Here is a 4107-nt window from a genome sequence, read left to right on the forward strand (position 1 = left end):
GGAACTTCTCGACGTTCAGGATCTCGGAGAGGAACTTCACGACCTTTTCCTTCGCCGGTTCGTTGATCCCGCTGCAGACCCGCCAGAAGTCGCGGATGGAGGCGACGTACTCCCGGCCGGGCATGACGCGCTCGTAGGAGTGGGCGAGGAGGGGTTCAGAACAGGTATTCGGGGGACACGATACCGAATTCTGCGAATTCGGGTCATGTCCCCCGAAGCGGCGCTCGAAGGCCTTCTTCAGGATCGGGTAGGCGACGTATTCGGTGGTGCCGGGGGGAACGGTGGTTTCGATCAGGACGAGGCAGTGGGGCTGAATCTTCTCGCCCAGGACCTTGAGGCTCTCTTCGAGGGCGGCGATCTCGGCGTGGCCCTGGCGGCAGTTGCCGAGGGTTTCCTTGAAGTAGTCGCACTGGACGTCCACGACGATCACGTCGGCCAGGCAGAGGGCCGCGTAGGTGTAGGTGGCGGTGAGTGTTTTCTTGTCGAGGACGCAGCGGGCGATCATTTGGGCGACTTCGGGGTCTTCGGCCTCGACCGGGGCGATGCCGCGGTTGAGGAGCGGGATTTTCCAGTAGGAGCGGGTGGATGGGCGCTGGAGGCCGATGACGAACTTGTTGGGTTGGCCGGGAGGGATGATAAGGGAATTAGATTCCCGATTGAAGACTTCGGGAATGACAGATGTTTTTTGTTCGGGAATGACAGATGTTTCGGGAATGACAGGTGTTTTTTGAACGGAGTCGGCGACGATGCCGGCCATGACGGCGCCGACGAAGCCTACGCCAAGGACTACGACGATTTCGTGGCCCTGGGCGCGGTGGTCGGCGACGAGGGCTTGGAGGCGTTGGATTTCAGCGGCTTCCTCCTGCGGAGTGGGCAGAGGGAATTGCTCGCCGGTCGGAGAGACAGAGTACTGAGTGCTGAGGACCGAGTGCTGAGTGCTGAGTGCTGAGGACTGAGTAAAACCAAGTGCTGAGCTTGAGGTCATGGACGTCTCCGGGTGCTATTTTTCTGGGGGGTATGCCGGAGCTCCGGCATAGGTAACTCCGTTGGGGGTCAGGTCTCGAAATTTAGCGTTTTTGCGGAGATCAAATAGCTCCTTACCGCGGCGGCGAATATCTCCGCTTCCCCTTTGAATGCAACAAAATCCTCGCCGGTAAACATCGAAACGGGATTGTAATCCGCCTCTTCACGGAATTTCATCAGCTTTGAAAAGACCTGGGCCGCCTTCTTATCCATGAGGCCTTCCCGGACAAAATGCAGCCCCAGAAGACGGGGCGCCCCGTCGTGGCTTCGCGGCTCCAGATTCTTTGACAATAAAAGCGCCCGGACATGATACAAAACGAAGTAGTACAGCCGGGAGACGGCATCGCTGATATAGCCGTTTTCATAGAGGAGCGTGGCCGCAGCGAGGGCCTCTGCCGCCCTGTCCAGCTCGGCGCGGATGTTTTCTTTCCGGTTTTCTTCGGTCAAAGCGGGATCCCCTCTCGCTCGATGTCGACGGCGATCCGGCGTTCGCGCTTTTTAAGCTGTAGAAAATCCTCTTCCGACAGAATCAGCGTGGAGAGGGAGCGGAGATAGTCAAACTCGATGTCGGCCACCCGGCTCAGCATGGAACGCTTCATCTCCGGCGAGAGACCCCGGACAACAATGGCGATATCCGTGTCGGAATCGGCGCTGAAATCGCCGCGAGCCCTGGAGCCGTAAAGCACCATCTTGACCATGCGGTCGCCGACGATTTCCTGCAAACTTTTCTTCAGATCAATGAGAATCTGTTCCATATTTCGGGGGTCAGGTCTTGAAATTTAGCGTTTTTGCGGGGGGCGCCTCATCCTTTCGCAGAAGAAAGTCGGCGACCCGGGCAATCAATTCTCTCTTGTCCGAAAATGCGCGGATCGTCTGCCAACGAAAATTGAGATAGCGATGGGCCAGGCGATTCCGCTGCAGGGCCAATCCGGCGAGGTCGTTTTGTTCCTGCTCGCTGAGGCCCAGAAGCTCTCCCACCTTTCTCAGGGCGTCGCCATAACTTTCCACGGAGATCCCCTGATTGGTCAGAAATACGCCACAGACCTCGATCAGGGCCGTCAGGATATTTTCAACCGTTCGATCGATCAACTTCTGTAACTTCTTATCCTTCTGGTAATCCTGCCAGGACCGATCCGCGTAGTCCTCCTGAAACTCTTTCATCTCTTCGGAAAGATACCGGATGGAATCCACGATGCGACCGCGGGCATAGCGGAATTCAGGCATTTTTCAGAACCTCCAGGTTTCGCCGGGCGATCTCGGCCTGCCATTGTAGGCCAAAGAGGCTGAAATCCTCCATCTCGTCGATGGCCCTCTTCCGCAGGCGGATGATATCGTCGTCACGTTTCCGGTAAACGGGAAGGCCCTGCACGAGGGCGTTGTAATAGAGCATCGGTTTGCGGAAATCGCGATCGATGGGGATCATGTTGACTTCCCGGCCCGTCAGGTCCGACAAGAGCAGAGACATGTCCATCAGGCGCCGGTAGGCGGTATCATCATCCGGCTCATCTTCGAAGACGACCGCCACGTCCACGTCGGAATCCCGACGGGGAAAACCTCCGGCCCAGGATCCGTACAGGACGGCGGCACGCACTCGGAAGCTATCGGCTTCCCCGCGGAAGAAACTCTCGATGATATTTTTGGGGGTCAGGTCTTGAAATTTAGCGTTTTGCGGGTTCACAGATTTTCCCATTCATCCAACTCTATTTTTCTATTGATTCCCCGCTCGATTTCCTTGAGAAGCTCCTTGACCTGAGGAACAGAGTATTCCTTGTTGCCCGGCACTGTGAATGTATAGGCGCCGCAACGCATATAGGAATGGCTGCCGCCCGCCTCCGGCGATGCAAAACCGATCTTCATCAACTTTCGGATAAAATCCCGTCGCTTGCATGGTCTCCAGCTATGCATGCGCCGCTGTAGTTGCTCCAGGGAAGACGGGCATCCGAGCATTCAGGTTGATCCTGCCCATAACCGGCAACTTGTCTCCGTACCGAATCTTGACGATGAGCCAGCCCTCAAGGCTGGACTTCAGTTCCTGCTCACACTGGTAAAGCGTCGTTCCCAAAGCGATCACGCCGGGGCATTCGGGAATGCTTCCGGAAAACGACCCGTCTTCAAGTTTATCGTAAACCGCCTTACTCATGGCCTTATCGATATATTCTACGAGCATGACATACTCCTTTGGGGGTCAGGTCTTGAAATTTAGCGTTTTGCGGGGGGCACATCGTTTGACTTTGATAACCGGCTTCGGACAACATTCAATGCCTGTTCTAAAGTACGATCAAAAGAATGTTCAACGGCGTCTTCTTTCCCCACGTGTACATGGTGAGGAAAAGTGTCCATATCCCAATCCGGGGCATTGTCCCACCGCATGATCAGTTTGCCGCGGCGATCCTGCCAATGATAGGAATATTTGCGAATAGACATGCTTAAAACCGTCTCCCGGACGTGAAGAATCGTATTGTCGATCAATATCAACTCGGCGCGAAACCTGAGAATTTGTCCGAAATGCTCAAATCTGGAAATTTTATAAGACGCGATGACGTCGCTGTATTTGGTAAGAAGCTTAAGCATTCTGGAGCGCCCGCAACTTATCTTCCCACCAGATCAATGCCTTGCAGGCAAATTCCCAATCTTCCAGATCATTTTCTTTCTGGAAATCCTCTTTGCCTTTGACCGCATGAAGTTCCCGTTCATAACTTTCGAATGATTTTTTATACTTATTTTCAAAACTTTCCTTTTCAGCTCTGAATTGATCAATCCTGGATAAGGCAATCATGACCGACCAATCCTTCAGCGCATCGTCAGACGACAGATATCCGTCTTCGAAAAGAATTTCATTTATAATCGCTGTGTTTTCCATAGTTGCCTCCATCTTTTGTGCAAGTTCGGGGGTCAGGTCTTTAAAATTAGCGTTTTTGCGGGGGGGGCGTCTCATGATGATTTATCCAATCCGTTATCAAACGGCCAAAAAGATCGAAATCGCCCAAGCGCTTTCTGAAGATGCCGAAGATGATCTCATCGTCGGTCTTTTCGTAACGATGAACAAGCATGTTCCTGAACGATGCCATGTTCTGGAAGGTCGTT

At 53.9% G+C, this 4107-nt stretch carries 9 protein-coding genes; all 9 read right to left on the reverse strand.

The annotated features are described in order from the left end of the window. On the reverse strand, positions 1-985 hold a 985-nt coding region (locus K0B01_14605), incomplete at its 3' end, for a hypothetical protein (protein MBW6487373.1). Between the two features lie 68 nt (positions 986-1053). Continuing rightward, positions 1054-1470 (reverse strand): HEPN domain-containing protein, encoded by a 417-nt coding sequence (locus K0B01_14610; GenBank protein MBW6487374.1) that lies wholly within the window; start codon positions 1468-1470, stop codon positions 1054-1056. Next, the gene (locus tag K0B01_14615) at positions 1467-1778 is read right to left on the reverse strand and encodes a nucleotidyltransferase domain-containing protein (GenBank protein ID MBW6487375.1); all 312 of its coding nucleotides are present in this window, start codon (positions 1776-1778) and stop codon (positions 1467-1469) included. Before K0B01_14615 ends, K0B01_14610 begins: the two co-directional genes overlap by 4 nt. Positions 1779-1788: 10 nt before the next feature. Then, positions 1789-2247 (reverse strand): DUF86 domain-containing protein, encoded by a 459-nt coding sequence (locus K0B01_14620; GenBank protein ID MBW6487376.1) that lies wholly within the window; start codon positions 2245-2247, stop codon positions 1789-1791. Continuing rightward, on the reverse strand, positions 2240-2713 hold the full coding sequence (locus K0B01_14625; GenBank protein ID MBW6487377.1) for a nucleotidyltransferase domain-containing protein: 474 nt from the start codon (positions 2711-2713) through the stop codon (positions 2240-2242). Before K0B01_14625 ends, K0B01_14620 begins: the two co-directional genes overlap by 8 nt. After that, positions 2698-2880, reverse strand: coding sequence for a hypothetical protein (locus K0B01_14630; protein ID MBW6487378.1), 183 nt, complete (start codon positions 2878-2880; stop codon positions 2698-2700). The genes K0B01_14625 and K0B01_14630 overlap by 16 nt, the downstream gene beginning before the upstream one ends. Before the next feature lie 40 nt (positions 2881-2920). After that, complete coding sequence (locus tag K0B01_14635; protein ID MBW6487379.1) at positions 2921-3190, reverse strand: type II toxin-antitoxin system HicB family antitoxin; 270 nt, start codon at positions 3188-3190, stop codon at positions 2921-2923. 396 nt (positions 3191-3586) lie between these two features. Then, the gene (locus K0B01_14640) at positions 3587-3883 is read right to left on the reverse strand and encodes a hypothetical protein (GenBank protein MBW6487380.1); all 297 of its coding nucleotides are present in this window, start codon (positions 3881-3883) and stop codon (positions 3587-3589) included. Positions 3884-3929: 46 nt separating this feature from the next. Beyond that, the coding region (locus tag K0B01_14645) for a DUF86 domain-containing protein (GenBank protein MBW6487381.1) at positions 3930-4107 on the reverse strand (178 nt) is incomplete at its 5' end.

It is taken from the genome of Syntrophobacterales bacterium (assembly GCA_019429105.1).
GTDB lineage: Bacteria > Desulfobacterota > Syntrophia > Syntrophales > UBA5619 > DYTH01.

Bases quoted from the DNA above. Each gene is read 5' to 3' on its own strand.
- K0B01_14635 (MBW6487379.1), bottom strand. From the start codon at position 3,190: ATGCTCGTAGAATATATCGATAAGGCCATGAGTAAGGCGGTTTACGAT.
- K0B01_14640 (MBW6487380.1), bottom strand. From the start codon at position 3,883: ATGGAAAACACAGCGATTATAAATGAAATTCTTTTCGAAGACGGATAT.
- K0B01_14620 (MBW6487376.1), bottom strand. From the start codon at position 2,247: ATGCCTGAATTCCGCTATGCCCGCGGTCGCATCGTGGATTCCATCCGG.
- K0B01_14625 (MBW6487377.1), bottom strand. From the start codon at position 2,713: ATGGGAAAATCTGTGAACCCGCAAAACGCTAAATTTCAAGACCTGACC.
- K0B01_14615 (MBW6487375.1), bottom strand. From the start codon at position 1,778: ATGGAACAGATTCTCATTGATCTGAAGAAAAGTTTGCAGGAAATCGTC.
- K0B01_14630 (MBW6487378.1), bottom strand. From the start codon at position 2,880: ATGAAGATCGGTTTTGCATCGCCGGAGGCGGGCGGCAGCCATTCCTAT.